Annotated in this window: 21 protein-coding genes; 9 read left to right on the forward strand and 12 right to left on the reverse strand. The window is 75.1% G+C overall.

What is annotated here, in order from left to right; translation table 11 throughout:
- Positions 1-102: 102 nt before the first annotated feature.
- Both GXP71_RS01520 and GXP71_RS01525 read left to right on the forward strand, forming a co-directional pair.
- Complete coding sequence (locus GXP71_RS01520; protein ID WP_235843120.1) at positions 103-453, forward strand: cytidine deaminase; 351 nt, start codon at positions 103-105, stop codon at positions 451-453.
- 34 nt (positions 454-487) lie between these two features.
- Positions 488-1,789, forward strand: a complete 1,302-nt coding sequence (locus GXP71_RS01525) for a thymidine phosphorylase (protein WP_162351211.1) — start codon at positions 488-490, stop codon at positions 1,787-1,789.
- Between the two features lie 74 nt (positions 1,790-1,863).
- On the opposite strand, the gene GXP71_RS01530 is transcribed toward GXP71_RS01525, so the two are convergent.
- Positions 1,864-2,568, reverse strand: coding sequence for a hypothetical protein (locus tag GXP71_RS01530; RefSeq protein WP_124341282.1), 705 nt, complete (start codon positions 2,566-2,568; stop codon positions 1,864-1,866).
- Positions 2,565-3,257, reverse strand: a complete 693-nt coding sequence (locus GXP71_RS01535; RefSeq protein ID WP_124341281.1) for a DUF5626 family protein — start codon at positions 3,255-3,257, stop codon at positions 2,565-2,567. Before GXP71_RS01535 ends, GXP71_RS01530 begins: the two co-directional genes overlap by 4 nt.
- 156 nt (positions 3,258-3,413) lie before the next feature.
- Between GXP71_RS01535 and GXP71_RS01540 the strand changes: the two genes are divergently transcribed.
- The 5 genes from GXP71_RS01540 to GXP71_RS01560 all read left to right on the forward strand — a co-directional run bounded on the left by GXP71_RS01540 (position 3,414) and on the right by GXP71_RS01560 (position 8,663).
- Positions 3,414-3,899: a hypothetical protein gene (locus GXP71_RS01540; RefSeq protein ID WP_162351212.1), complete on the forward strand. Its 486-nt coding sequence runs from the start codon at positions 3,414-3,416 to the stop codon at positions 3,897-3,899.
- Between the two features lie 78 nt (positions 3,900-3,977).
- Positions 3,978-4,208, forward strand: a complete 231-nt coding sequence (locus tag GXP71_RS01545) for a hypothetical protein (protein ID WP_124341279.1) — start codon at positions 3,978-3,980, stop codon at positions 4,206-4,208.
- A 55-nt stretch (positions 4,209-4,263) separates the two neighbouring features.
- A complete protein-coding gene (locus GXP71_RS01550) occupies positions 4,264-5,442 on the forward strand; it encodes an adenosine deaminase (RefSeq protein WP_162351213.1) in 1,179 nt (392 codons plus the stop codon).
- Positions 5,439-6,122: a deoxyribose-phosphate aldolase gene (gene deoC / locus GXP71_RS01555; protein WP_162351214.1), complete on the forward strand. Its 684-nt coding sequence runs from the start codon at positions 5,439-5,441 to the stop codon at positions 6,120-6,122. Before GXP71_RS01550 ends, deoC begins: the two co-directional genes overlap by 4 nt.
- Positions 6,123-6,350: 228 nt before the next feature.
- Positions 6,351-8,663, forward strand: coding sequence for a DUF6055 domain-containing protein (locus GXP71_RS01560; RefSeq protein ID WP_162351215.1), 2,313 nt, complete (start codon positions 6,351-6,353; stop codon positions 8,661-8,663).
- A 118-nt stretch (positions 8,664-8,781) separates the two neighbouring features.
- Here GXP71_RS01560 and GXP71_RS01565 read toward each other — a convergent pair whose 3' ends face one another.
- Positions 8,782-10,632, reverse strand: a complete 1,851-nt coding sequence (locus GXP71_RS01565) for a phospho-sugar mutase (RefSeq protein ID WP_162351216.1) — start codon at positions 10,630-10,632, stop codon at positions 8,782-8,784.
- A 146-nt stretch (positions 10,633-10,778) separates the two neighbouring features.
- Positions 10,779-11,630 (reverse strand): purine-nucleoside phosphorylase, encoded by an 852-nt coding sequence (locus GXP71_RS01570; RefSeq protein ID WP_162351217.1) that lies wholly within the window; start codon positions 11,628-11,630, stop codon positions 10,779-10,781.
- Between the two features lie 131 nt (positions 11,631-11,761).
- Between GXP71_RS01570 and GXP71_RS01575 the strand changes: the two genes are divergently transcribed.
- Complete coding sequence (locus GXP71_RS01575) at positions 11,762-13,222, forward strand: NAD(P)H-quinone dehydrogenase (RefSeq protein WP_162351218.1); 1,461 nt, start codon at positions 11,762-11,764, stop codon at positions 13,220-13,222.
- Positions 13,223-13,286: 64 nt separating this feature from the next.
- Here the strand turns inward: GXP71_RS01575 and GXP71_RS01580 are convergent, their stop codons facing one another.
- The 7 genes from GXP71_RS01580 to GXP71_RS01610 all read right to left on the reverse strand — a co-directional run bounded on the left by GXP71_RS01580 (position 13,287) and on the right by GXP71_RS01610 (position 22,485).
- On the reverse strand, positions 13,287-15,290 hold the full coding sequence (locus GXP71_RS01580) for an endonuclease/exonuclease/phosphatase family protein (RefSeq protein ID WP_238402554.1): 2,004 nt from the start codon (positions 15,288-15,290) through the stop codon (positions 13,287-13,289).
- A 193-nt stretch (positions 15,291-15,483) separates the two neighbouring features.
- The gene (gene efeB / locus GXP71_RS01585; protein WP_162351219.1) at positions 15,484-16,890 is read right to left on the reverse strand and encodes an iron uptake transporter deferrochelatase/peroxidase subunit; all 1,407 of its coding nucleotides are present in this window, start codon (positions 16,888-16,890) and stop codon (positions 15,484-15,486) included.
- 7 nt (positions 16,891-16,897) lie between these two features.
- Positions 16,898-18,097: an iron uptake system protein EfeO gene (gene efeO, locus GXP71_RS01590; protein WP_162351220.1), complete on the reverse strand. Its 1,200-nt coding sequence runs from the start codon at positions 18,095-18,097 to the stop codon at positions 16,898-16,900.
- 66 nt (positions 18,098-18,163) lie between these two features.
- The gene (gene efeU / locus GXP71_RS01595) at positions 18,164-19,066 is read right to left on the reverse strand and encodes an iron uptake transporter permease EfeU (RefSeq protein WP_162351221.1); all 903 of its coding nucleotides are present in this window, start codon (positions 19,064-19,066) and stop codon (positions 18,164-18,166) included.
- Positions 19,067-19,179: 113 nt separating this feature from the next.
- Positions 19,180-19,800, reverse strand: a complete 621-nt coding sequence (locus GXP71_RS01600) for an NUDIX hydrolase (protein ID WP_162351222.1) — start codon at positions 19,798-19,800, stop codon at positions 19,180-19,182.
- A gap of 3 nt (positions 19,801-19,803) precedes the next feature.
- The gene (locus GXP71_RS01605; protein WP_162351223.1) at positions 19,804-21,618 is read right to left on the reverse strand and encodes a biotin carboxylase N-terminal domain-containing protein; all 1,815 of its coding nucleotides are present in this window, start codon (positions 21,616-21,618) and stop codon (positions 19,804-19,806) included.
- 189 nt (positions 21,619-21,807) lie between these two features.
- On the reverse strand, positions 21,808-22,485 hold the full coding sequence (locus GXP71_RS01610) for a nucleoside triphosphate pyrophosphatase (protein ID WP_162351224.1): 678 nt from the start codon (positions 22,483-22,485) through the stop codon (positions 21,808-21,810).
- A gap of 220 nt (positions 22,486-22,705) precedes the next feature.
- Here GXP71_RS01610 and GXP71_RS01615 point away from each other — a divergent pair, with 220 nt between their 5' ends.
- Positions 22,706-23,404, forward strand: a complete 699-nt coding sequence (locus GXP71_RS01615; RefSeq protein ID WP_200829832.1) for a vitamin K epoxide reductase family protein — start codon at positions 22,706-22,708, stop codon at positions 23,402-23,404.
- Positions 23,405-23,502: 98 nt separating this feature from the next.
- On the opposite strand, the gene GXP71_RS01620 is transcribed toward GXP71_RS01615, so the two are convergent.
- Complete coding sequence (locus tag GXP71_RS01620; protein WP_162351225.1) at positions 23,503-25,227, reverse strand: DUF885 domain-containing protein; 1,725 nt, start codon at positions 25,225-25,227, stop codon at positions 23,503-23,505.
- Positions 25,228-25,275: the final 48 nt, after the last annotated feature.

Below are 25,275 nucleotides of genomic sequence, written 5' to 3' on the forward strand. Positions count from 1 at the left end.
CCCTGCCGCGGTGCAGCCCTGCTGGACGGAGGAACCGACGTGACGGAGCAGCCTGCGGGGGGAGTCGACTGGGCGGCACTGCGCGGGGCCGCGACCGAGGCGATGGGGCGCGCCTACGTCCCTTACTCGGCGTTTCCCGTGGGCGCTGCCGCGCTCGTCGAGGACGGCCGGGTCGTCGTCGGCTGCAACGTGGAGAATGCGTCGTACGGCCTGACGCTCTGTGCCGAGTGCGCCCTCGTGTCCAGCCTGCACCTGTCCGGCGGCGGGCGGCTCGTCGCCTTCACCTGCGTCGACGGGCACGGGAACGTGCTCATGCCGTGCGGGCGCTGCCGGCAACTGCTGTGGGAGCACGGCGGGGCGCGGCTGCTGGTCGAGACGGTGTCGGGCATCAAGCCGATGACCGAGGTCCTGCCGGACGCGTTCGGTCCGGAGGACCTGGAGGAGCGGGCGTGACGCGCGCCGCGCGAGACGCAGGAAAGGCCTACGCATGAGCAGCACCACCGAGGCGTTCGACGCCGTCGACGTCATCGTCGCCAAGCGCGACGGGCGTCGGCTGACCGGCGCGCAGATCGACTGGGTCGTGGACGCATACACACGCGGCGTCGTGGCGGACGAGCAGATGTCGTCGCTCGCCATGGCGATCCTGCTCAACGGCATGGACCGGGTGGAGATCGCGCGCTGGACGGCCGCGATGATCGCGAGCGGCGAGCGGCTCGACTTCTCGTCGCTGTCCCGTCCGACGTCCGACAAGCACTCGACGGGCGGCGTGGGCGACAAGATCACGCTGCCCCTCGCCCCGCTGGTCGCGGTGTTCGACGTCGCCGTCCCGCAACTGTCGGGCCGTGGCCTCGGCCACACGGGCGGCACGCTCGACAAGCTCGAGTCGATCCCCGGGTGGCGCGCGGCGCTGTCCAACGACGAGATGATGCGACAGCTCGAGGAGGTCGGCGCGGTCATCTGCCAGGCTGGTTCCGGCCTCGCGCCCGCCGACCGCAAGCTCTACGCGCTGCGCGACGTGACGGGCACGGTCGAGGCGATCCCGCTCATCGCGTCGTCGATCATGAGCAAGAAGATCGCCGAGGGCACGGGTTCGCTGGTACTCGACGTCAAGGTCGGGTCGGGCGCGTTCATGAAGGACGAGACCCGGGCGCGCGAGCTTGCGCAGACGATGGTCGAGCTCGGCTCGGACGCCGGTGTCACGACGGTGGCGCTGCTCACCGACATGTCGACGCCCTTGGGGCTGACCGCGGGCAACGCTCTCGAGGTCCGCGAGTCGCTCGAGGTGCTGGCGGGTGGGGGCCCGGCCGACGTCGTCGAGCTGACGCTCTCCCTCGCGCGAGAGATGCTCGATGCCGCGGGACGTCGCGACGCCGACCCTGCGGCGGCCCTGGCCGACGGGCGCGCGATGGACGTGTGGCGCCGCATGATCCGCGCGCAGGGGGGCGACGCGGACGCGCCGCTGCCGGTCGCGCGCGAGACCGAGCAGGTCGTCGCGGCGACCGACGGGATAGTCACGACCGTGGACGCGTACGCGGTCGGGATCGCGGCGTGGCGGCTCGGCGCGGGGCGCGCCCGTAAGGAGGACCCGGTGCAGGCGGGCGCGGGCGTCGAGCTGCACGTCCGGCAGGGGGACGCGGTGCGAGCGGGCCAGCCGCTCGTCACCATGCACACCGACACGCCCGATCGGTTCGACCGGGCGCGCGCTGCACTCGACACCGCCCTCGTCGTCGAGCCGGAAGGTCGGCGGGCTCCCGATCGGAGGATCGTCCTCGGCCGCATCACCGGTTGACGATCTGCCACCTGCACGGACACGACGGTGCCCCGGAGGCTCGCGCCACGGGGCACCGTCGTGCGCGGCGACGGTCAGGACGTACCGACGGACGCCTGGCCGGACTTCGTGAGCCACAGGGACGTGTAGCACGTCTCGGACGAGGCACCGTTGTAGCTCGTCCACTCGGACACGTACTTCGCCACGGCGTCCTGCGTCGCCGTCGAGTTGGGGCGGTACAGCGACCGCGTCGGATATGTCATCGTGCCGTAATTGGACGACGTACTCGGCGATCCCGTCGAAAGAATCTTTGCGTAGGCGCCGGAGTATTTCTCGTACGTGGCTCGGAACGACATGTAGCGGAACCCGTCGCCCGACGACACGAGGCAGTTCTTGTAGGTCACGAAGCCGGATCCGCTCGTCACGGAGCAACCGCTGAGATTCGTCGCGGCGAGCGGCTTGACACCGGTCGTCCGTCCGAGCGAGCTCGGCTTCTCGAAGGAAGAGACGCGGATGGAGCCGTCGTTGAACGTCTCGACCCGCTCGGTCGCGCCCGACCGCGTGATCGTCGACGTCGCCACCGGCGCGGCAGCCCCGTCCAGAGCGTCGACCTTCCCCGTGCGGACGAACTTCTCGATCAGCTCGTCCTGCACCTCCTGCGTGACGCCGTACGTGCTCCAGTACGCCCGGACGTCGGTGAAGTCGCCCGTCGTGCCCTCGGCCGCCTGCGCGGGCGAGATCACTCCGAGCCCGATCGCGACGAGCAGCGCGACGCGGGCGGCCCTGCGCCGCGCGGTCACGGCTTCGCCTCCCACCGGGTCCACGCCGTGTCGTTGCCGACGAGCGCTCGGAAGTCCACCGACTTGGACCCGCCGGAGCCGTAGCCCGTGAACTGCGTGGTGGCGTTCGCCCACGCCGAGCCGGACGAGTTCTGCAGCTTCTTGCGGATGGCCAGGGTCGGCGGGTTCGGGGAGGCGGTGCCTCCCGTGGTCGCGAGGTACGGGCTGTGCACCTCGATGATCTGGTCGGGCCCGCCCTGCGCGAGGGTGTAGGAGATGTAGAAGCCCATCGCGATGACGCCCGTGTCGGCGTGCGCCTGGCAGTCGTAGTAGTTGCGGTAGCCCGAACCGCCGACGGTCGTCCGGCAACCGTCGACGGCGACGGTCCGGATCGACGCTGCTGGTGTGCGGTCGGGCTTCTGCACCTCGGTGACCGTGATCGAGCCGTCCGCGAAGGTCAGCACCGTCGTCGTCGACCGCTTGCCCTGGAGGACCTCGCGGGAGGTCGGTGCGGCACCCGCGAGCGAGTCCCACGTCTCCCCGGCGCTCAGCGCCGCGAGCAGGTGGCCCTGCACGTCGGCCGGCACGTCATAGGTCGTCCACCACGCGCGCAGGTGGGCGTCGACTTCCTCGGGGACCGCGGCCGCCGCGCCGGCGGGTGTCGAGATCGTGGCAAGTCCTACGGTCGCGGCGCACGCGGCAGCGAGCACGCCTCGTCGGAATCTAGATTGTGGCACTTTTCACCCCAAGTCCGTGTCAATACCAATGACCAATGTCATTGTGCGTGCCGACCGTAGCGACGTGAAACGCCGGGCGCAATACCCTGGAAGTTGCGTGACGGGGAGATCGACGGGCAGGATCCGAGCATGCCCACCCAGCAGCGGGACGGTGCGGTGACGGCCGCACGGTTGGCCGCCACCGGAGCACTTCTCGGCGTCGCCCTCGTCCAGGCACTGCCGCTCGACGACCGTCTCCTGCCGCTTCTCCTCCTCGCGCCCGTGACGTCGGCCCTCCTCTGGGTCGCCACCTGGCGGTCGGACCGACCCGTCGCCGTGCTCGGCGCGGCGGCCGTGGTCGTCTCGCTCGTCACCGTCTTCCTCGCTCCGGTGGCGTGGGCGCTCGGGCCCCTGGCGCTCGTGGGCGCCGTCGTCGCGGTCGTCGGCGCGCGGTCCCGCGACGTTCTCACGACTCTCGTCGGGGCGGCGCTCGGCGTGTCCCCGGCTGTGACGGGCGGCGTGGTCGACCTCCGCCACCTGGGGCTCCTGGGTGGGCTCACTCTCGTCACCGCCGGCCTCGCGGTCGCCGTCTCCGCGGTCGCACCGCGTCGGCAGGCGCAGACGGGCACCGCCTGACGCGTGATGGCGCGTGCGCCGGGAGCATCGGCGGAGGACGATGACCGAGAGCACTTCCGACCGCCGAGGAGGAACGCGATGAGTGCCGTCCCAGGACAAGACGCGTGGCGCGACGCCGGTCTGGAGCCAGTGACCGGGGACGGCCCGCGACGCCTGACCGATGACGTGGCCGAGGCCGACGACGGCCCGGAGGAGTACAGGCCCGGCTTCGCACGGGCGGACCGAGAGGGACGCGCCGACGAGGCCGACGTCGTCGAACAGGACACCGAGGTCGCGCTCGACGACGACCAGGACCCGGAAGCAGGGTGACGGGCTGTACCGAGCGACGCGGTCCGGCACCGGGTGGCGCCGGTACGGTGGAACCATGACGTCCCCCGCCGCACCCCCTCCTGACGGGGGCGTCGTCCCGGCACCGCCCGTCGTCGACGATCGGCCCGCTGGTCCTGACGCCGCGGACCCGGCCGTCGCCCTGATCGCCGCGCTCCCCAAGGTCCTGCTGCACGACCACCTCGACGGCGGCCTGCGGCCGGCGACGATCGTCGAGCTTGCGGCGGAGGTGGGCCACGAGCTGCCGACGACCGACCCCGAGGCGCTCGGGCGGTGGTTCGTCGAGTCGGCCGACTCGGGCAGCCTCGAGCGGTACCTCGAGACGTTCGAGCACACCGTCGCCGTCATGCAGACCGTCGACGGGCTGCGGCGCGTCGCGCGCGAGGCCGCGCTCGACCTGGCCGCCGACGGCGTCGTGTACGCCGAGTCGCGGTACGCGCCCGAGCAGCACCAGCGCGCCGGGCTGACGCTCGAGCAGGTCGTCGACGCGGTCCAGCAGGGCTTCGCGGAGGGTGTCGCCGAGGCCGCCGCGCAGGGCCGGACCATCCGCGTCGGCACGATCCTGTCCGCGATGCGCCAGGCGGACCGCGCGGACGAGATCGCCGCGCTCGCGATCGCCCGTCGCGGCGACGGCGTCGTCGGCTTCGACATCGCCGGGCCCGAGGAGGGCTTCCCTCCGTCGCAGCACGCGTCCGCGTTCCGCGCGCTCGCCGAGGCGCACGTCCCCACGACCGTGCACGCGGGGGAGGGGTCCGGCCTCGAGTCGGTGGCGCAGGCGCTGCACGTCGCGCAGGCCTGCCGCCTCGGGCACGGCGCGCGCCTCGTCGAGGACATCGCGACCGACGACCTCGGCGACCGCCTCGGGCCGCTCGCGCAGTGGGTGCGCGACCGTCGCGTACCGCTCGAGCTGTGCCCGTCGTCGAACCTCCAGACCGGCATCGCCGCGACGGTCGCCGAGCACCCCGTGACGCGCCTCAAGCGCCTCGGCTTCAAGGTCACCGTCAACACCGACAACCGTCTGCAGTCCGGCACCACCCTCTCCCGCGAGCTCACGCTGCTCGTGCAGCAGGCCGGCTGGACCCTCGACGACCTCCAGGACGTGGCCGTGACCGCGGCCGCCTACGCGTTCGCCCACCACGACGACCGCGACGCACTCATCGACACCGTGATCCGGCCGGCCTACGCGGCTGCCCGGGGAGGAAGGCACCGCGCATGACCACCACGCACGACGCCGCCGGGCTGGCCCGGCTCGTCGACCACACGCTCCTCAAGCCGGAGGCGACCGTCGCCGACGTGGACGCCCTGGTCGAGGAGGCCGCCCGGCTGGGCGTCTACTCGATCTGCATCTCGCCGTCGTTCCTGCCGGTCGACACCTCCGCGGCGCCCGGGCTGCACGTCGCGACCGTCTGCGGGTTCCCGTCGGGCAAGCACCACAGCGACGTCAAGGCCGCCGAGGCGGCGCGCTCGGTGCGCGACGGCGCCGACGAGGTCGACATGGTCATCGACGTCGGCGCGGCCCGCGAGGGCCGCTACGACGCCGTCGAGGCCGACATCGCGGCGGTCCGTGCCGCGACGCCCGGCGACGTCGTGCTCAAGGTCATCATCGAGTCCGCCGCGCTGACCGACGACCAGATCGTCGCCGTCTGCCAGGCCGCCGAGCGCGCGGGCGCCGACTTCGTGAAGACGTCGACGGGCTTCCACCCGGCGGGCGGCGCGACCGTGCACGCGGTCACCCTCATGGCGCAGACCGTCGGCGGGCGCCTCGGCGTCAAGGCGTCGGGAGGCATCCGCACGGCCGCCGACGCCGTCGCGATGGTCGACGCGGGTGCGACGCGCCTCGGCCTGTCGGGTACGGCCGCGGTGCTCGCCGGTCTCGAGGCCGACGCCGGCTACTGACGTCGTCCCGGACCGTCCGGCTGACCCCTGACCTGCCCGGACGGTCCGGGCCCTTCCCCTGCTGCACGGTCCGGACGGTGTCCGGAGCGGCCGATTCACCCGGATGCGGGACGTCGGTCGATTGACTCCTGCCGCGCCGCCCCGGGACAGTGGGGCGGGCCGCGCGATCCGGCGCGGTCTTGTCGCGCTGCCCGCGCGGCGGGGCGACGGACGGGAGGACGCGCCGGGATGGCACGGATCCGACGCGCCGCGGTCGTCGCCGCCCTCGTCGTGCCGGTCCTCGCGGCAGGGGGAGTCGTCGCCGTCGCGCTCTCGCACGCCGACGACGCACCGCCGGTCGTCGTCCCGGACGGCTGGGACCAGGCCTGGGAGGACGGCCACGTCCGGCAGGGCGAGTCCGTCGTCCTGGCGTGGGGCGACCTGCCCGGCGCCGACCCCACGCACGCCACGCTCGACCTGCGCTTCGACCCCGCACGGACCGTCGCGGCGCTCGACGCGCTCTACGACACGACCGTCGACGAGCTCGCGGTCGCCGCGCCCGACGGGGCGATCGCGGAGTCGAAGGTCGTGGTCGTCGTCGACGGCACCTGGACCCAGGGGCCGGGGTCAGGCCGCGAGCAGCCCGTGCCCGCCGCGCACGGCGGGCTGTCGGCGCAGACCCGGACCGTGAGCGGTGCGGTCGAGAGCGGCGTCGGCCTGGTCCGGGCGAGCGTGCCCGCGCTCGCGGGCGGCGGCGGGTCGGACGCGCCCGCCCCCTCGTGGGACCTGGCGCGCGGCTTCGCCGAGATGGTCCTCGACTTCGCGCGCAGCGAGTCGCCCGACGGCGGCGTCGCGGGCGACTCCGCGGGGACGTTCGCGGCCGCGAGCGCCGCCTACCTCGCGACCGTGAGCGCGGCCGACGGGATCGGCGACCCCGCCGACCTGGTCCGCAGCCCGTCGCTGCCGTGGTCGAGCGCGCGGCTCGGCGACGGCGGGTGGCTGCTGCTGCAGTACCTCGCGGAGCGCGACGACGACCGGGTCGTGTCCCGCATCTGGCGGGGCGGCGACGGCACGCGGACGGCGCTCGAGGCGTACCGCGGGGTCGCCGGGCTCACCCAGTCGGCGCTCAACCGCCGCGTCGCCGAGTACGCGATGCGGACGGTCGCGTGGGACCTCGGGCCGTCCCGTGAGCTCGCCGACGCGGTCGCGGCGCTCGACCCCGTGCTGCTCGCGGGTCGCACCACGCCCGTCGAGCCGGTCGCGGACGACCCGGGCCACTACCGCGTGCCCGACGCGTTCGCGCCCTCCGACTACGGGTACAACGTCGTCCGCCTGCAGCCCGAGCCGGGAGCACGCACCGTCCACGTGCGCCTGCGGGGCAACAGTGCCGCCCCCGACGCCGGCTGGTCGGTCGGGTTCGTCGCGCTCGGCGGCGAGTCGCCGCGCTACAGCCCCGTCACCGAGGGCGACGACGCCGAGCTCCAGTTCTCGCTGCGTGACGGCGAGGGCGAGGTGTACCTGGTCGTGACGGGCACGCCCGCGCAGCCGCACGTGGTGGACTCCGCGAGCGGGTTCGGCGACGTCCCGCGGTACCCGTACGAGCTCCGGCTCGCCGGTGCGACGGTCGTCGACGAGGCCGCGCAGCCCGCGGCTGCCGGCGGGCACCGGCACCCCAACGGCGGCGGCTGGGTCGACGACGCCGCACGCGTCGACGCGACCGCGTGGGTCGGTCCGCACGCCGTGGTCCGCGGTGACGCGCGTGTCACGGGTGCCGCGCGCATCGAGGGGCGCGCCTGGGTCGAGAGCGGGGCCGTCGTCGGCGGGGACGCCGTCGTGAAGGACATGGCCGTCGTGCGCTCGTCCGCACGGCTCAGCGGGTCGGTCGTCGTCGGCGGGGACGCCGTCGTGGGCTTCACGTGCGACGCGGGCGGCTACGTGGCGTACGAGCCCGCGCGCGTGTGCGACGGGCAGCAGCCGCGCGCCGACGTCAACGCGGTGCCGGCGCCCCTGCCGGCGGACGCGCTCAGGTTCTCCGACCCGCAGCTCGCTCCCGCGCAGCCGCCGGTCACGGCGTCGCCCGAGCCCGGGACGTCACCGTCGCCGCAGCCGACGCCGCAGGCGACGCGGCCGCCGACCGCACCGCCGGCCGGCGCGGGTGGTGCGGGGACCCCGTCGACACCGCCCGCGAACGGCGGGGGCACGAACGGCGGCGTCGCCCCGCCCGAGCCGGTCACGGCCGGCGGGTGCACCGCGACCTACCGTGTGACGACGACGTGGGAGAGCGAAGGGCGCGCCTGGTACCAGGCCGAGCTCGTCGTGACCGCCGGGTCGGCGGGCGTGAGCGGCTGGGCCGTGTCGTGGACCCTGCCGGCGGGCAAGAACGTGACCGCCGTCTGGAACGCGCAGCTCGGCACGTCCGGCTCGAGCGTGACCGCCGAGAACATGTCGTACAACGGCACGCTGCGCGCGGGGGAGACCGCGACGTTCGGGCTGCAGGGGACCGCACCGACGCCCGACGTGGCGCGCGCGGTGCACGACGTCGGGTGCGCGCAGACCCGCTGACCGGCTCGCGACCGGCTGAGCCCTGACCGGACGGCGGCGACGCACGGACGTGCCGACCCCCGCGCCACCGGCCCGGCCCGGCCGGATGGCGGCCGCCCGACGCCCCGGGGCCGGGGCGCTACAGCCCGAGCGCCGAGCGCACGTCGGCCGCGACCGCGTCGAGCCGCGTGCGCGCCGCGCGCCGCGCGTGGCCCACGGCCTCGTGGTCGGCGTCCGCCGGGACGGGCTCGACCACCTCGAGGTAGCACTTCACCTTGGGCTCGGTGCCGCTGGGGCGCACCACGACACGCGTCCCGTCGGCCGTGAAGAGCCGCAGGCCCTCGGTGGGGGGCAGACCGTCGCGGTCGTCGTCGGTGCCGGCGGCGAGATCGACGACCGACGTGACGTGCACCCCGGCGATGCGCTGCGGCGGTGCCTCGCGCAGCCGCTGCACGGTCGCGGCGATGTCCGCGAGGTCGGCGAACCGCGCCGACACCTGGTCGGTGAGGTGCAGGCCGTGCGTGCGCGCGAGGTCGTCGAGCGCGTCGACGAGCGTGCGGCCCTGCGCCTTGAGCGACGCCGCGAGCCCGGCGACGGTGAGCGCGGCGGAGATGCCGTCCTTGTCGCGCACGTGCGCCGGGTCGACGCAGTAGCCCAGCGCCTCCTCGTAGCCGAACACGAGCCCGTCGACGCGGGAGATCCACTTGAACCCCGTGAGCGTCTGCGCGTGCCGGAGCCCGGCGCTCGTGGCGATCTCGCCGAGCAGGCGCGACGAGACGATCGAGCTCGCGAGGACGGCGTGGTCGGTGCCCGCGGCGGCGGCGCGACGTGCGGCGAGGTCGCCCAGCAGCGCGCCGGTCTCGTCGCCGTGCAGCATGCGCCAGCCCTCGGCGCCCGCGGTGTCGGGGCCGCGGTAGGAGCGGGTGCGCAGGTCCTGGACGGCCACGGCGCACCGGTCGGCGTCGGGGTCGAGCGCGAGCACCAGGTCCGCGTTCTCGTCGCCCGCCATGCCGATCGCGAGGTCGATCGCGCCGGGCTCCTCGGGGTTCGGGAACGCGACGGACGGGAAGTCCGGGTCGGGGAACTCCTGCTCGGGCACGAGCAGCACGTCGGTGAAGCCGGCCGCGGCGAGCACGCGCTGCGCGACCTTCCCCCCGACGCCGTGCAGCGGCGTGAGGACGACGCGCAGCTTCTTGGCGGCGGCGCGCGCCTCGGGGGACCGGTCGGCGAGCCCCACGACCGCGCCGACGTAGGCGTCGAGCACCTCGGGCCCGAGCACGGTCCAGCCGTGGTCGGCCCGCGGCACCGACGCGACGGACGGGACGCGCGCGATCTCGGCGGCGATCGCGGTGTCCGTGGGCGGGACGATCTGCGCGCCCTGGCCACCGTCGATGACGACGCGACCGCCCAGGTAGACCTTGTAGCCGTTGTCCTGCGGCGGGTTGTGCGACGCGGTGACCATGATCCCGGCGTCGGCGTCGAGGTGGCGCACCGCGAACGCGAGCACGGGGGTCGGGAGCTCCTCGGGCAGCAGCAGCACCTCGATGCCCACCGCGGTGAGCACGCCCGCGGTGTCGAGCGCGAACTGCCGCGAGTTGTGGCGCGCGTCGTAGCCGACGACCACGCGCGGCGGCGGGGTCACGCCGTCGAGCTCGCCCAGCAGGAAGTCCGCGATGCCCGACGCGGCGCGGATGACGACCGCGCGGTTCATCCGGTGCGGACCGCCCGCAAGGCGTCCGCGGAGCCCGGCCGTGCCGAACTGCAGCAGGCCCTGGAAGCGGTCGGCGAGCTCGTTGCGCGCCACGCGTCGGGCATCGAGCGCCTGCCGCTGCGTCGGGTCGGGCTCCTGCCCCGGGGCGAGCCCGACGGGCCCGGTGCGGGCCGTCGTCAGCAGGTCGCGCAGCTCCTGCGCCGTCCGCGGGTCAGGGTCGTCGTCGATCCACGCCTGCACCTGCGCCTCGAGGTCCGCCCACACCACGTCGCCGGTCATGGGGCCAACGTACTGAAAGCGCCGCGGAAGGTCCCGCCGAAGGTCCCGGTGGCGTGGCGCGCCCGCGTGCCGACGCCCCTGACGTGCGCGGACGCCCACGGCCGGGATCCGGTGGCCGCGGGCGTCCGTCGTCGTCGGGGCCGGCGTCAGACGCGCCGGACGACCTCCGCGAGCAGCGCGCTGATCCGCGGGCCCGCGGCCGCGCCGGCCTCGAGGACCTCGGCGTGCGACAGCGGCTGGTCGCTGATGCCGGCGCCGAAGTTCGTCACGAGGGACACGCCCAGGATCTCGAGCCCGGCCTGCCGGGCGGCGATCGCCTCGAGCGTCGTCGACATGCCGACCAGGTCGCCGCCGATCCGGCCCGCCATCGCGACCTCGGCGGGCGTCTCGTAGTGCGGGCCGCGGAACTGCACGTACACGCCCTCGTCGAGCGAGGGGTCGACCGTGCGAGCCACGTCGCGCAGCCGTGCCGAGTACAGGTCGGTGAGGTCGACGAACGTCGCGCCCTCGAGCGGCGACGTCGCCGTGAGGTTGATGTGGTCCTTGATGAGGACCGGCGTGCCGGGCGCCCACGCGGTGTTGAGCCCGCCGCACCCGTTCGTCAGCACCAGCACCGACGCGCCCGCGGCCGCGGCGGTGCGCACGCCGTGCACGACCCGTCGCACGCCCCGGCCCTCGTACAGGTGCGTGCGCGAGCCGAGCACGAGCGCGTGCTTCGGGGCGTCGTCGGGGGTGCCCGCGATGCGGATCGAGCGGATCGTCCCCACGTGACCGACGACCGCCGCCGCGCTGAACCCCGGGACCTCGGTGCTCGGCAGCTCGGCGACCGTCTCGCCCAGCAGGTCCGCCGCGCCGCCCCAGCCGGAGCCGAGGACCAGCGCCACGTCGTGCTTCGCGACGCCGGTCGCGCTGGCCAGGTGCGCGGCGGCCGCGCGGGCCACCTCGAACGGGTCGGTCGCCGGGTCGTCGAGGTCGGGCACGTCGGTGAGGTCGCTCATGCTCGAAGGCTAGCCCGCACCGACGGGTCCGACGCAGGACGCCTCGGCCGCGCGCTCCGACGGCGTGCGCGGTGCCCGGGCGGCGGCGTGCGGACGGCCGCGGACCGGCCGGGCAGGCAGAATGGGCACCCGTGAGCACACCGACGCAGGACACCGACCGTTCCCGAGCGCCCCGCGTCGTCGTCGTCGGCGGCGGGCCCGGCGGCTACGAGGCCGCGCTCGTCGCGCGCCGTCTGGGCGCCGACGTCACCGTGGTCGAGCGGGCGGGGCTCGGTGGTGCCGCGGTGCTGACCGACGTCGTGCCGTCGAAGACCCTCATCGCCACCGCCGAGTGGATGACGATCGCCGACCGCGCGCCCGAGCTCGGCATCCGCCTCGACGGGATCACCGCGCCGGGGTCGATCGCCGAGTCCGGCGTCGGCTCGCTCGTGCGGCACAGCATCGACCTCGCCGCGGTCAACGCCCGCGTCAAGGCGCTCGCCGCCGCGCAGTCCGCCGACATCCGCGCCCGCCTCGACCGCGAGGGCGTGCGCACGGTCCTCGGCCACGGCCGGCTCGACGGCCCGTCGCGCGTCGTCGTGACCACGGCCGACGGCGACGAGCAGGTGCTCGACGCCGACGTCGTGCTGGTCTCCACGGGTGCCACGCCGCGCGTCCTGCCCGAGGCCGTCCCCGACGGTGAGCGCATCCTCACGTGGACGCAGCTCTACGACCTGCAGGAGCTGCCCGAGAAGCTCGTCGTCGTCGGGTCGGGCGTGACCGGCGCCGAGTTCGCGGGCGCCTACACGTCGCTCGGCGCGGACGTCACGCTCGTGTCGTCGCGCGACCGCGTCCTGCCGGGTGAGGACGCCGACGCCGCCCAGCTGCTCGAGGACGTCTTCAAGGCGCGCGGCATGACCGTGCTGTCGCGCTCGCGCGCCGCGGGTGCGCGCCGCGTCGGCGACCGGGTCGAGGTGTCGCTCGCCGACGGGCGCGTCATCGAGGCGTCGCACGTGCTGTTCGCCGTCGGCTCGATCCCGACCACCGCGGGCCTCGGGCTCGAGGAGGCGGGCGTGCGTCTCACGCCGTCGGGCCACGTCGAGGTCGACAAGGTCTCCCGGACGTCCGTGCGCGGCGTCTACGCGGCGGGCGACGTGACCGGCGTCTTCCCGCTCGCGTCCGTCGCCGCGACGCAGGGGCGCATCGCCATGTCGCACGCGCTCGGCGACGCCGTGAAGCCGCTGTCGGTGCGCGGGGTGTCGGCGAACATCTTCACCGCGCCCGAGATCGCGACCGTCGGTTCCACCGAGGCGCGGCTCACCGAGCTCGGCGTGCACTACACCGTCAGCACGCTGCCGCTGGCCCGCAACCCGCGCGCGAAGATGCTCGGCGTGCGCGACGGGTTCGTGAAGATCTTCGCCGCCGAGGGGACGGGCACGATCCTGGGTGCCGTCGTGGTCGGGCCGCGCGCGAGCGAGTCGATCTTCCCCCTCACGCTCGCGGTGACGCACCGCCTCACGGCCGACCAGGTCGCCGACGCCTCGACGGTCTACCCGTCCATGTCGGGCACGATCGGCGAGGTCGCGCGCATGCTCCACCGTTCCGCGGACTGAGCGCAGTGCTCGGGCCGAGGTGGGTACGGACTGAGCGCGGAGCGGGCGGTGGGCGGCCGGGCCGTCAGGGCGTGAACGTCGCGGTCACCGGCAGGTGGTCGGAGAGCGGCGACGTGCCCACGGTCGCGGCGGTGAACGCGACGCCCTGACCGAGCACCCAGTCGATGCGGTGCGTGGGGTCGGTGCTCGGCTCGGTGAGCGTGTCCGGGTCGCCTGCCTCGTCGACGGCGCTGACCCACCCGGCGTCCGTGAGGAGGTCGAGCTCGGGCGAGCCGGGCTCGGCGTTGAGGTCGCCCGCGAGGATCGCGGCCCCGGTCACGGGCTCGGCGGCGAGCAGGGCGTCGAGCTGGTCGAGCCGTGTCGGGGTGTTGGACGCGCGGTGCTGCAGGTGGACCGACGTGACGCGGACCGGGGTCCCGGACGCGGTCGTGAGGGTCGCGGCGAGCGCCGACCGCTGCTGCGGCCCGTCGCCGTACGGCAGCGGGTGCACCACGACGTCGGTCAGGCCGGAACGCGCCAGGACGGCGTTGCCGAACTGCCGGTCGGCCGCCGGGGCGAACCGGATCGTCATGTCGAGGCGGTGCGCGAGCCACGTCGCCATGTCGGCGCCGCCGCCGAAGATCCAGCCGCGCTCGACCTCCTGGAGCGTGACGACGTCGGGGTCGGCGGCCTCGATCGTGCGCGCGACGCCCTCGAGGTCGACCGCGGTCAGCGGGGACACCCCGTAGTGCAGGTTCCAGTCGACGACGGTCAGCGGACCGTCGGCGGCGTGCACCGGGACCGTCGCGCCGGTCGTGCTCCAGCCGCGATGGCCGGCGAGGACGCCGACGAGGGCCAGGACGACGCCGGGGATGAGGAGCAGGCGCGCGGCGTTGACGCGGGCGGGGACCTTCTCGTCGTCGAGCGGCGGGTCGTCGACCCGGGCGGCGACCTCGGGGGTGCGGCGGCGCAGCCCGGCGAGCCCGACGACCGCGGCCGCGAGGACCACGACCCAGGCGTTGTCGACCGGCAGCGGCACGTCGTAGTCGAGCATGTAGAGCAGGAGCGGCAGCACGACGCCCAGCCCCGCGGCGCCCGTGCTGATCGCGGTGCGCGGGATCCCGGGCGGGGCCGGGCGGCGCGTGCTCAGGACGGTCGCGACCACGAGCCCGGCCACGACCTGGGTGACCGCGAGCGCGACGAGCGCGACGGGTCCCGACGTCCACAGGCTCACGCCCGTGCCGACCGCGAGCAGCACGGCGGCGCTCACCCGCACGACCGCGGGCCACACGTCGGGCCGCAGGAGCGGCCACGCGCCGAGTGCCGAGGCGCCGAGCAGCACGAGCCCTGCCACGTCGAGCGGCACGTCGGCCTGCGACGCCGCGAACGCCGGGTTGGCCAGCAGCATCACGGTGACGGCGAGGAACGGCCCGAGCGCCCACAGGCGGCGGGGTCGGCCGGTCGGCTCGGGGGACGCGTCCGGGCCGACGAGCCCGCGCGTGACGAGGAACGGCGCGACCGCGACGGCCGCGGCGACCGCCCAGCCGACGGCGCCGGACCGCCAGACGGCGTCCCACGTGCCGAGCATCAGCTGGAGGCCCACGGACAGCCCGGACCCGACGAGGAGGCCGGTCGCGGCCTGGCGGGCACCCCCGCTGCGACCCGCGACGTGCGCGACGCCGAGCGTCAGCACCGCGACCGCGACGGCCACCCAGACGAGCCCGGTGACGTCGAGCGCGAGGCCGTCGAGCCCCTGCACGACGAGCCGCAGGACGGCCAGGACACCCGCACCGGCCAGGACCGTGCGCGCGTCCGGGGTGCCCGAGGGGCGGCGGCGGGCGAGCAGCAGCACGGCTGCCACGAGTCCCGCTCCCGCGTACGTCGCGACGGCCGCGCCACCCGCCGCGGCCGTGCCGACCGCGAACCACCGGTCGAGCATCGGCCCGCTGGCCCTCACGGCCTCGAGCGTGGCGACCGTGAGCGCGGCGACGAGCCACACGCGCGTGGGCGTGCCGGCGTCCGGCGGGGTCGCGCTCGGGCCGCCTCCGGCCGGGGTCGAGGTGCGGGTGCCGGCGGGAGGGGTGGTCACGCGCCGCACGGTACCGCTCCGCGGCGCCGGAGGCCGTCGACGGGTGACGTGGCGAGCCCGTGCCGTCCACGCACGACGGTGCGCGGGACGGTGCGAGGCGGCCGCGTGGTCGGGCGGTCGGCGCCGTGCGGGGCCGCGCGTCGCGCCGCGAGGACCCGCGTCGGGTCGCCGCGCGAGGGCGCGCGGGAGGTCGTCAGGCGAAGAGCGCCGAGCCGACGAACGGGCTGTCGTCCGTCGTCACGGGCGTGCCGTCGGCCCCGAGCACCAGCGAGCCGTCCGGGACGCCCGGCGGCACGGCGAACAGGCCCGACCCGGTGTGCTGGAGGTACTCCATGAGCCTGTCCTGCGCGGACAGCCGGTTCTGCATCGGCACGTAGTGCGTGCGGGGGTCGCGGACGAACGCGAGGAAGAACAGCCCGGCGTCGAGGCGGCCGAGCGCGTCGTTCCCGTCGGTGAAGTTGTAGCCGCGGCGCAGCATGCGCACGCCGTCGTTCTGGTCGGGGTGCGCGAGGCGGACGTGGCTGTGCGTGGCGATGAGCGGCGCGTCACCGCGGCCCGTCGCCGCGAAGTCCGGCTCGGTGAACTCGGTGCCGCCGGACAGCGGCGCACCCTCGCCCTTGGTGCGGCCGACGAGCGTCTCCTGCTCGCGCAGCGACGTGCGGTCCCACGTCTCGATGACCATGCGGATGCGCCGCGCGACGAGGTACGTGCCGCCCGTCAGCCACGCCGAGTCGACGCCGTCGCCCGCGTCGTCCTGCGCGGCGGACGCGGGCACCCAGACGTGCGCGTCGAGCGCGTCGTGCTCCTCGGCCTTGACGTTCGCGGTGCCGTCCTTGAAGCCGAACAGGTTGCGCGGGGTGCGCTGCGCGGTGCTCGTCGACGACGTGCGCCCGTAGCCGAGCTGCGTCCACCGGATCGCGGCCGCCCCGAACGCGGCACGGGACAGGTTGCGGATCGCGTGCACCGCGACCTGCGGGTCGTCGGCGCAGGCCTGCACGACCAGGTCACCGTCGCTGCGGGCCGGGTCGAGCGCGTCGCCCGGGAAGTGGGGGAGCTCCAGGAGGCCGCCGGGCAGCCGGTCGGCGAGCCCGAACCGGTCGGTGCCGGGCGTGCCGTCGGGCGCCGGGGTGCCGACGAACAGCGACCGGCCGAAGCCGAACGTGAGCGTGAGCCCCGCGGGCGGCAGGTCGGCGGCTTCGCCCGTGTCGTCGGGCGGCGCGTCGTACGGGCCGGAGGCCGGGCCGAACGGTCCCGCCGACAGGCCCTGGGTGAGCCGGGCGGCGATCGTCGTCCAGCGGCGCAGCAGCGCGACGAGCTCCTCGCGCGAGTCCGTCGTGACGTCGAAGGCCGCGAGGTACAACCGGTCCTGCGCGGGCGTGGCGATGCCCGCCTGACGCGCGCCCGTGAAGGGGAACGTGCCCGGTGCGGCGCTCGCGGTCGGGGCCGACGCGGTCGCCGTCGTCGCGCGCGCCGCGCCGAACCCCGCGGCCGCGGCGACTGCCGCGACACCCCCGCCGAGGCCCAGCAGCGCGCGCCGGGACAGCCCGGCGGCGGGCGGCTGCGCGTCGTCCGGGGTGGTGGGCGAGTCGACGTCGGTCATCGCGGCGTCAGGCGCCCGTGACGGTGGTGGTGAGGCGCGACAACGGCTCCGACAGCGCGTCCACGGCCGCGGCGAGGTCCTTGACCTGGTCCTCGGTCAGCTGGTCGTACGACGTGAAGCCCGACTCGACGCTGCCCTGCGCGGTCAGCAGGTCCTGGAGCTCGGCGAACCGCTCGTCGAGCGCGTCCGCCAGGTCGGCGTCTCGCTCCTGCACGACGTCCGAGAGCACCTCGTAGGCGACGCGCGCGCCGTCGACGTTGGCCTGGAAGTCCCACAGGTCGGTGTGCGACCAGATCTCCTCCTCGCCCGTGACCTTGCCGGTCGCGACCTCGTCGAGCAGCTCCTTCGCACCGTTGGCGATCTGGAACGCCTCGAACGTGAACGCCGGGTCGGTGACCTGCTCCTGGAGCTTCGCGGTGTTCGCGACGATGTCGTCGGCCGCGGCCTGCCGCTGCTCGGGCGTGAGCGGCGTGTACGCGACCCCGCCGTTCGCCTCGGGGGTCGGCTGCCACAGGTCCTTCTCGACGAGGTGCCAGCCGGTCCACGTCGCGCCGTCCTCGAGGTCGGCCTCGCGCAGGTCGAGCAGCGGGTCCAGGTCGCCGAACGACTCGGCCACGGGCTCGACGCGCTCCCAGTGCACACGCGTCGCGGCGTACAGGTCTTGGGCGGTCGCGTCGTCGCCCGCGGCGTACGCGTCGGCGAACTCCTGCGTCCCGGCGACGAGCGCCCCGACCTGGTCCTTGACGTACGCGACGTACGACGCCTCGGCCGCGGCGAGCTGCTCGGCGGTGTCACCCGTCGGGCCCGTGTCGGCCCCCGAGTCCGTCACGGTGAACTTCGCGCGGATGCCGTCGCCGACCATGCCCGGCTTGCAGGCCGTCCAGTAGGTGCCCGGGCGGGCCTGCACGACGAGGTCGCGGCTCAGGCCGGGTCCGATGTTCTCGACCTCGGACACGACGCGCAGCCCGTCCTCGCCGAGCAGGTAGAACTCGGTCACGTCCTGACCGTCGTTCGTCACCGTGAACGTCAGCGCGCCCGACGCGGCCTCCGTGGTGGACACGTCGCACGCGTCGGCCGTCGACGAGACCGTGATCACGCCCGCGGCGGTGGCGTCGTCGGCGGGGGCGTCGTTCGGGACGCACGCGGCCGCGAGCGGCAGCACGAGCGCCGCGGCCAGGGTGAGCGCGGCGGTGGGCCGGTGGGACATCGGGCTCCTCGAGCAGGCGGGGACCGCGCGGGGCGCGGACCGGGGAGGTGGCGGGTGCGCGGGCCGTCAGCCCGCGGCGGGCGACGCGACGGGTGCGGGGGACGCGGCGGACGGGACCGGCGCGGACGCGGCCGGCGCGGACGGGGCCGGCCGCGCCGGGCCGCCCCACGTCGTGCGGACGAAGAACCACATCGTCGGGACGACGAAAGCGACCCACGCGATCGCCTCGATCTTGGTGGTCGCGGGGGAGAAGTTGAGGACGCCCTTGAGGAGCGTGCCGTACCAGCTGGTCGGCGGGATCGTCGCGGAGACGTCGAACGCGAGGTCGTGGAGGCCGGGCAGGATGCCGGCCTCCTGGAGGTCGTGGACGCCGTAGGACAGCACGCCGGCGGCGACGAGCACGAGGAACGCTCCCGTCCAGGCGAAGAACCGACGGAGGTCGACGCGCACCGCACCGCGGTACAGCAGCCACCCGACCAGCACGGCGGTCGCGAGGCCGAGCGCCGCGCCGAGCAGCGGCGTGACGTCGCCGTCGGAGCCGCTGGTGGCCTGCGCGCCGGCCCAGAGGAACAGCGCGGTCTCGAGGCCCTCGCGGCCCACGGCGAGCAGCGCCATGACGACGACCGCACGCTTCCCGGCCTCGACCGCGTCGTCGAGCTTGTGCTGCAGGTCCGCCTTGAGGTGACGCGCGGTGCGCGCCATCCAGAAGATCATCCAGGTGATGAGCCCGACGGCGACGATCGACAGGGTGCCGCCGATGGCCTCCTGCGCCTCGAACGACAGTCCCGACGGGCCGAACGTGAGGAGCGCACCGAACCCGAGCGACACGGCGACGGCGACGCCGACCCCGGTCCACAGCGCGGGCAGCAGGTGCCGGCGGTCGGTGCGGACGAGGTAGGCGACGAGGATGCTGACGACGAGGGCGGCCTCGAGGCCCTCGCGCAGGCCGATCAGGTAGTTCGCGACCATGACGCTTCCCGGGAGAGGGGCAGTGAGGCGAGGCTTACCTCACCGGGGCGCGACGATACTCCCGTCCGGATCGTCCCCGCGACGTCTGTCCGCGACGCGTGCTGTGACCCCGCTCACGCGGTCGGGGCGCCGCCCGCCACCTCGTCGGCCGCGTCGGGGCCGGCCTCCAGACGTCGCCGCAGGTCGGGCCAGGCGTCGCCGAACGCGGCCAGCAGCGGCAGGTCGGCGACCTCGTCCACGGGGACCCAGCGGACCTCGACGCTCTCCGCGTCGGTCGCGGTCGGCTCCGCCGGGTGGATCTCGTCGGCGAGCACCGTCGTGTAGGACCAGTCCGGGTGCCGGAGCATCGACGAGCCGGTCGGGCGCACGTGCGACGGGTCGATCCCGGCCTCCTCGGCGGCCTCCCGCAGCGCCCCCGTGACCGCGTCCTCGTCGGGCGCGAGCGCACCGCCCGGCAGGCCCCACGTGCCGCCCTGGTCGCTCCACGGCGCGCGGTGCTGCAGCACGACCGCGGTGGGCGACCCCGACGCGTCGCGGCGCACGAGCAGCAGCCCGGCCGCGCCGAACCGGCCCCAGTGCCGTCGTCCGCACGCGCACTCGACCCAGCCGTCGCCGGCGGTGCGATGGTGCGGGACGTCGGACGGGACGACGGGCGACGACGCCCCCGGCGGCCCGCCCGTGCTGTCACCGGGCGCGCGCGGGGCGGACGTCGCCCCGGGTGCCGCGTCGGTCACGCGTCAGCCGACGATCTCGCAGATGGCGGTGCCCGCGCTCACGCTCGAGCCGACGTCGGCGGACAGGCCGGTCACGGTGCCGGCGCGGTGGGCGACGAGCGGCTGCTCCATCTTCATGGCCTCGAGCACGACGACCAGGTCACCCTCGGCGACCTCCGCGCCCTCCGCGACGGCGACCTTGACGATGGTGCCCTGCATCGGGGACGCGAGCGTCGTGCCGTTGCTGCCGGCCTTCGCGGCGGCGCGTCGCACGGGGCGACGAGGGCCCGACGGTCCGGCCGCACCGACCCGCCCACCGGGGCGCGACGCCCCCGGACCGCGGCCGAGCGCGAGCGCGGCGGGCAGGACGACCTCGAGGCGCTTGCCGCCGACCTCGACGACGACGCGCTCGAGCGCGGGCGCCTCCTCCTCGTCCTCGGCGGCAGGCGCGGCGGCACCGGTGCCGAGCGCGGTGAGCCGCTCGGCGAACTCGGTCTCGATCCAGCGCGTGTGGACGGTGAAGGCCTCGTCCGGGTCCGCGGGAGCGAACTCGGGGGCGTCGAGCACGGCGCGGTGGAACGGGACGACCGTCGGGATGCCGACGACGTCGAGCTCGGCCAGCGCCCGGCGTGCGCGCGCGATCGCCTGCGGGCGGTCGGCACCCGTCACGACGAGCTTGGCGATCATCGAGTCGTACAGGCCCGAGACGCTGTCGCCCTCGACGACGCCGGAGTCGACGCGCACGCCCGGGCCCGCGGGGAAGCGCAGCGTCGCGATGCGGCCGGGCGCGGGCAGGAAGCCGCGCGCGGGGTCCTCGCCGTTGATGCGGAACTCGATCGAGTGGCCGCGCGTCTCGACGTGGTGGTAGCCGAGCGGCTCGCCCGCGGCGACGCGCAGCTGCTCGCGCACGAGGTCGATCCCGCTGATCTCCTCCGTGACCGGGTGCTCGACCTGCAGGCGCGTGTTGACCTCGAGGAACGACACCGTGCCGTCGGCGCCGACGAGGAACTCGCACGTTCCGGCGCCGACGTACCCGGCCTCGCGCAGGATCGCCTGGCTCGACTGGACCAGCTGCGCGCGCTGCGCGTCGGTGAGGAACGGCGCGGGTGCCTCCTCGACGAGCTTCTGGTGGCGGCGCTGCAGCGAGCAGTCGCGCGTCGACACGACGACGACCGTGCCGTGCTGGTCGGCGAGGCACTGCGTCTCCACGTGCCGGGGCTTGTCGAGGTAGCGCTCGACGAAGCACTCGCCGCGACCGAACGCGGCGACGGCCTCGCGGACCGCCGACTCGTACAGCTCGTCGATCTCGTCCGCCGACCGCACGACCTTGAGGCCGCGGCCGCCGCCGCCGAAGGCCGCCTTGATGGCGACAGGCAGCCCGTGCTCCGCGACGAACGCGTGGATCTCGTCGACCCCCGAGACGGGGTCGGGCGTGCCCGCGACGAGCGGGGCACCGGCGCGCTGCGCGATGTGCCGCGCGCTGACCTTGTCGCCGAGCGCCTCGATCGCGGCCGGCGGCGGGCCGATCCACGTGAGGCCGGCGTCGATGACGGCCTGCGCGAACTCGGCGTTCTCGGACAGGAAGCCGTAGCCGGGGTGCACCGCGTCGGCGCCGGACCGGCGTGCGACGTCGAGCAGCTTGTCGACGACCAGGTACGTCTCGGCCGCGCGGGCGCCGTTCAGCGCGTACGCCTCGTCGGCGACCCGGACGTGCAGGGCCTCGCGGTCGGGGTCGGAGTAGACGGCGACGGAGGCGATCCGGGCGTCACGGCAGGCGCGGGCGATGCGGACGGCGATCTCACCGCGGTTCGCGATGAGGACCTTGGAGATCACGGGCACGGTCCACCGTAACGTGCGGGACCCGGCGCTCCGCGGCTCCCTCGGGGTCGACCGTCCAAGATTGGGGATCCGCCCAAGCCGTGCGGGCGTGCTTGTGTAGGGATCCGACAAGGACAGGCGCCCGTCGTCCTCCGTGCCCGGTGTGCGTTGTCCGGTGGGCACAACACGCGCGCGTGCGCGGGTGGTGGGTCAGACCGTGCGCCACAGGCTCGGGACGGTCACGCCGATCTCCCCGAGCAGGCCGCGCAGCAGCGGGAGCGACACCCCGACGACACCGTGGTGGTCGCCCTCGATGCGGTCCACGAACGGGCCACCGAGGCCGTCGACCGTGAACGCGCCCGCGACGGCGAGCGGCTCGCCCGTCGCGACGTACGCGGCGACCTCGTCGTCCGACAGGTCCGCGAAGTGCACGACCGTCGACGACGTCGCGCCGAGCGTGCCGCGCGTGCCCTCGCCGCCCTCGTCGGGCGTCGCGCGCTCGTCGATCACCCAGTGCCCCGTGTGCAGCACGCCCGTCCGGCCCCGCATCGCCCGCCAGCGGCGCACCGCGTCGTCGGCGTCGTCCGGCTTGCCCAGGATCTCGCCGTCGAGCTCGAGCATCGAGTCGCAGCCCAGCAGGACCAGGTCGTCCGCGTCGGCCAGCTCGGCCGGCGTGCCGTCCGCGACCGCGCGCGCCACGTCCTCGACCTTCGCCTGCGCGAGCACCAGCACCGCGTCGGCCGGGTCGAGCGTCCCGAACCGCTCGGCGGCGGCCGCGAGGACCGCGGGCTCGTCGACCGAGGACACGACCACGAGCGGGTCGATGCCCGCCGACTGGAGCGTGGCGCGGCGGGCGGGGGACGCGGAGGCGAGCAGCAGGCGGGTCACGTCGCGCGAGCCTAGTTCGTCGGGCCGTCGCGGGCCCGTGCGCGTCGCGGGGCGCGTGCGGGCCGTGTGCGGGCCGGTGCCGACCGAGCGCCGCAGCCGGGGGAGGGAGACGCCGCAGACCGGGACCCAGGTCGGGCCGATCGCACAGGTCGGGCGGGCACAATGGGCCCCGAGCGGGTGCGGCGGGTCGACCGTGCGCACCGACACCCGAGGAGGCCCGGTGAACGACGCGACCAGCGCGGCCGCACACGACGCGGCGGTGGACGAGCACGACGAGGACTGGGACGACGACGAGCTCGTCGACGACGACCCGGACCTGCTGAAGCCGGCTCCCGTCGCCTGGCGGCGGCGCACCGCGATCGAGATGGCGATCTCCGGTGCGATCGGCCTCTACACGTCGTTCGTGCTGTCGATCGAGGCGATCGTCCTGGCGCGTGAACCGGACGCGGTGTTCGGGTGCAGCATCAACAGCGTCATCAACTGCGTGCGGGTCGCGGAGAGCTGGCAGGCGTCCCTGTTCGGCTTCCCGAACGCGTTCCTCGGCATCGCCGCCGAGGCCGTGGTCCTCACGATGGCCGTCGCGATGATCGGCGGGGTGCTGTTCCCGCGCTGGTTCATGCTCGCCGCCGAGGTCGTCTACACCGCGGGCCTCGTGTTCGCGTGGTGGCTGTTCTACGAGGCGTACACCGACATCAAGGCGCTGTGCCCGTGGTGCCTGCTCATCACCGTGACGACCACGTTGGTCTGGGCCGGGTTGACGCGCATCAACATCAGGGACGGGCATCTGAACCTGCCCGGCCGGTTCGGTCCGGGCGCCCGACGCTTCGTCGCGGCCGGCAACGACTGGTTCGTGACGATCGCGGTGCTCGTCGTCCTCGCCGCGCTCGTGTTCTTCGGCTACGGCTGGTCGCTGCTCTGACGGGTCCCCACCACGCCTGACGCGCCCGCGGCGGACGCACGCGAGGGGCGGCACCCGGTTCCCCCGGGTGCCGCCCCTCGCGTCGTGCGCCGACGCCGTCAGGACGTCGCGAAGACCTGCTTGAGCACGTCGAGCGGCAGCGCGCCCTGCTCGAGCGCCGTCGCGTGGAACGACCGCAGGTCGAACGCGTCGCCACGCGTGCGCGCCGCACCCGCCGCCGCGTCACGCGTCTGCTCCCAGAGGCGCTGGCCGATCTTGTAGGACGGCGCCTGCCCGGGCCAGCCCAGGTAGCGGGTCCACTCGAACCGCACGAACGACTCGGGCATGTTGACGTTGGCCCGCAGGAACGTCCAGCCCTTGTCGGCGTCCCACGTGCCGCCGCCCCACTCGGCGGGAGCCGGGAGGCCGAGGTGCACGCCGATGTCGAACACGACGCGCGCGGCGCGCAGGCGCTGGCTGTCGAGCATGCCGAGCCGGTCGCCCGGGTCGTCGAGGAAGCCGAGGTCGGCCATGAGCCGCTCGGCGTACAGCGCCCAGCCCTCGCCGAAGCCGGACGTCCAGCACGCGAGGCGGCGCCAGCGGTTGAGGGTGTCGCGCGCGTGCACAGCCTGGCCGATCTGGAGGTGATGGCCGGGGACGCCCTCGTGGTAGACGGTCGTCTTCTCGCGCCACGTGCTGAACGTCGTGACGTCGGCGGGGACCGACCACCACATGCGGCCGGGGCGCGTGAAGTCGTCGCTCGGGCCGGTGTAGTAGATGCCGCCGGTCTGCGTGGGGGCGATGCGGCACTCGAGCGTCCTGAGCGCGTCGGGGATGGCGAAGTGCACGCCGTCGAGCGCGTCGATCGCGGCGTCGGACGTCTCCTGCATCCACGCACGCAGCGCGTCGGTGCCGTGCAGCGTGCGCGACGGGTCGGCGTCGAGGACCGCGACGGCCTGCTCGATCGTCGCGCCCGGGCCGGCGACCTGCGCGGCGACGGCCTCCTGCTCGGCGACGACGCGAGCGAGCTCCTCGAGGCCCCACCGGTACGTCTCCTCGAGGTCGACGGTCGCGCCGAGGAACGCGCGCGAGAACAGCGCGTACCGGTCGCGGCCGACCGCGTCCTGCTGCGGCGCCTGCGGCGCGAGCTCGTCGCGCAGGAACGTCGCGAGCGTGCCGTAGGCCTGCCGGGCCGCGGCCGCGCCGCGCTCGAGCTCGCCGCGCACGAGCGCGCACGCCGCGGACTCGTCGAGCGCGGCGTCGACGTCCGCGCCCGTCACGAACGTCGTGAAGAACGACGACGCCGGGTCCGCGAGCTCGGTCGCCTGGCGCGCGGCCTCCTCGACCTGCCGGACCGCCGCGACGCCGCCGCGCGACGCCGCGAGGCGCAGCGACTCGACGTACCCGTCGACCGCGCCGGGCAGCGCGTTCAGGCGGGCCGCGACGTTCTCCCAGTCCTCGATCGAGCCGGTCGCCATGATGTCGAAGACGTCGCGCAGCTCCTGGACCGGCGACGCGATGTTGTTGAGGTCGCGCAGCGGCTCGCCGGCCTCGTGCAGCTCGAGCTCGAGGCCGAGGCGCTCGCGCATCGCCGCGAGGGTCAGCTCGTCGACCGCGTCGACCGGCGCGAGGCCGTCGAGGGCCGTGAGCGTGGAACGGGTCTGGTCCGCCCGGGCGTCGTGGCCCGCGGGCGAGAAGTCGGTCATCTCGTGCTCGTGGCCCGGCAGGCCGATCGCCGTCGCGGCGAGCGGGTGCAGGGCGGCGGCGGCCGTGATGTGGGCCTCGGCGACCGCGTCGATCGGGGTGGGCTGGCGGGCTCCGCTGGGGGTGGGCGTCGTCGTCACCCGGACGACCCTACTCGCGGGTACGACGGCGTCGGCGTCAGCCGCGCA

The sequence above is a fragment of the Cellulomonas sp. H30R-01 genome (assembly GCF_010119915.1).
In the GTDB taxonomy this organism is placed as follows: domain Bacteria; phylum Actinomycetota; class Actinomycetes; order Actinomycetales; family Cellulomonadaceae; genus Cellulomonas; species Cellulomonas algicola.

Coding starts and splice junctions, on each gene's coding strand:
- GXP71_RS01525 (WP_162351211.1), top strand. CDS start 488: ATGAGCAGCACCACCGAGGCGTTCGACGCCGTCGACGTCATCGTCGCC.
- efeB (WP_162351219.1), bottom strand. CDS start 16,890: ATGACCGACGTCGACTCGCCCACCACCCCGGACGACGCGCAGCCGCCC.
- GXP71_RS01560 (WP_162351215.1), top strand. CDS start 6,351: ATGGCACGGATCCGACGCGCCGCGGTCGTCGCCGCCCTCGTCGTGCCG.
- GXP71_RS01570 (WP_162351217.1), bottom strand. CDS start 11,630: ATGAGCGACCTCACCGACGTGCCCGACCTCGACGACCCGGCGACCGAC.
- GXP71_RS01540 (WP_162351212.1), top strand. CDS start 3,414: ATGCCCACCCAGCAGCGGGACGGTGCGGTGACGGCCGCACGGTTGGCC.
- GXP71_RS01565 (WP_162351216.1), bottom strand. CDS start 10,632: ATGACCGGCGACGTGGTGTGGGCGGACCTCGAGGCGCAGGTGCAGGCG.
- efeO (WP_162351220.1), bottom strand. CDS start 18,097: ATGTCCCACCGGCCCACCGCCGCGCTCACCCTGGCCGCGGCGCTCGTG.
- GXP71_RS01550 (WP_162351213.1), top strand. CDS start 4,264: ATGACGTCCCCCGCCGCACCCCCTCCTGACGGGGGCGTCGTCCCGGCA.
- GXP71_RS01520 (WP_235843120.1), top strand. CDS start 103: ATGGGGCGCGCCTACGTCCCTTACTCGGCGTTTCCCGTGGGCGCTGCC.
- deoC (WP_162351214.1), top strand. CDS start 5,439: ATGACCACCACGCACGACGCCGCCGGGCTGGCCCGGCTCGTCGACCAC.
- GXP71_RS01545 (WP_124341279.1), top strand. CDS start 3,978: ATGAGTGCCGTCCCAGGACAAGACGCGTGGCGCGACGCCGGTCTGGAG.
- efeU (WP_162351221.1), bottom strand. CDS start 19,066: ATGGTCGCGAACTACCTGATCGGCCTGCGCGAGGGCCTCGAGGCCGCC.